Genomic DNA, 1,697 nt, shown 5'->3' with positions numbered 1-1,697 from the left:
CCGACGCCGCCCTGAGCGCGGCGGCGTGCCGGCGGGTGGCGATCGCCGCGCACGACGGCCTGGCCCGCAGCATCCGGCCGGCGCACACCCCGGTCGACGGTGACACCGTGTTCGTACTGGCCACCGGGGCGGTCGAGGTGCCGCCCGCGACGGACGCGCCCGCCGCCTTCTCGCCGGAGACCCGGCTGGCCACCGAGGTCGGCATCGCCGCCGCCGATTGCCTGGCCCAAGCGGTGCTGGGTGGCGTGCTGGCCGCCGAATCGATCGCCGGCATACCGAGCTATCGCGACGTGCTGCCCGGCGCTTTCGGTCGATGAGAGGCGACCGGCCGCGGCGCCGGTAGCCTTGACGATGCTGGAACACGCTGGAAGGGCAGCCATGGGTAAGAGGACTCCCACCGGACGCCCCGGCGCGCCTGCAGCCCAGCCGAAGAAGCGGTCCACCGCGACGGCCGGCGCCGCCACGATCCTCACCTTCGTGGTGCTGCTCTACCTCGTCGAGCTGATCGACCAGTTGACCCGCCATTCGCTGGACGCCAACGGCATTCGCCCACTGGAGGCCGACGGCCTGTGGGGCATCGTCTTCGCCCCGGTGTTGCACGCGAGCTGGCAGCACCTGATGGCCAACACCGTGCCGCTGCTGGTCCTGGGATTTTTGATGACGCTGGCCGGCCTGTCCAGATTCGTCTGGGCGACCGCCATCGTGTGGATCCTCGGTGGCTTCGGCACCTGGCTCATCGGCGACGTCGGCAGCGGCTGCGGCCCCACCGACCACATCGGTGCCTCCGGTTTGATCTTCGGCTGGCTGGCCTTCTTATTGGTGTTCGGGATCTTCGTGCGCCGGATGCGCGACATCATCATCGGGCTGGTCGTCATGTTCGCCTACGGCGGCGTACTGCTCGGGGCCATGCCGGTGCTCGGCAGGTGCGGGGGCGTGTCGTGGCAGGGCCACCTGTGCGGAGCGATCGCCGGCATCCTGGCCGCCTATTGGTTGTCCGCCCCGGAACGTAAGGGCCGGACGTCCAGGAAAGCCGGCACCACCGTGCCGCGGCCCAAGACATGAGCTCGGCACTGGCACCCATCGGCGTCTTCGACTCCGGTGTCGGGGGACTCACCGTCGCGCGCGCGATCATCGACCAGCTGCCGGACGAAGACATCGTCTACGTCGGCGACACGGGCCACGGTCCGTACGGGCCGCTGACCATCCCCGAGGTCCGCGCGCACGCGTTGGCCATCGGGGACGACCTCGTCGGCCGCGGCGTCAAGGCGTTGGTCATCGCCTGCAACACGGCGTCGGCCGCGTGCCTGCGCGACGCCCGCGAACGCTACGACGTTCCCGTCGTCGAGGTGATCCTGCCCGCGGTGCGCCGCGCGGTCGCCACCACCCGCAGCGGGCGCATCGGCGTCATCGGCACCCAGGCCACCATCAACTCGCACGCCTATCAGGACGCGTTCGCCGCCGCCCGTGACACCGAGATCACCGCGGTGGCGTGCCCGCGCTTCGTCGATTTCGTGGAGCGCGGGGTGACCAGCGGCCGTCAGGTGCTCGGTTTGGCCGAGGGCTATCTGGAGCCGCTGCAGCGCGCGCAGGTCGACACGCTGGTGCTCGGCTGCACGCACTATCCACTGCTGTCCGGACTCATCCAATTGGCGATGGGTGACAACGTGACGCTGGTCTCCAGCGCCGAGGAGACGGCC

Annotated in this window: 3 protein-coding genes; all 3 read left to right on the top strand. The window is 70.5% G+C overall.

Going from position 1 to position 1,697, the window contains the following annotated elements; translation table 11 throughout:
- On the top strand, window positions 1–317 hold a 317-nt coding region (locus A9W96_RS13420; RefSeq protein ID WP_197499508.1), incomplete at its 5' end, for a P1 family peptidase.
- 61 nt (window positions 318–378) lie between these two features.
- Window positions 379–1,062 (top strand): rhomboid family intramembrane serine protease, encoded by a 684-nt coding sequence (locus A9W96_RS13415; protein WP_066867346.1) that lies wholly within the window; start codon window positions 379–381, stop codon window positions 1,060–1,062.
- A partial coding sequence (gene murI, locus A9W96_RS13410; protein ID WP_067140348.1) for a glutamate racemase occupies window positions 1,059–1,697 on the top strand: 639 nt, incomplete at its 3' end. The genes A9W96_RS13415 and murI, both read left to right, overlap by 4 nt.

Source organism: Mycobacterium sp. 1245852.3, from assembly GCF_001669335.1.
Lineage (GTDB): Bacteria > Actinomycetota > Actinomycetes > Mycobacteriales > Mycobacteriaceae > Mycobacterium > Mycobacterium europaeum_A.
This window is presented reverse-complemented; position numbering and strand designations above follow the sequence as displayed.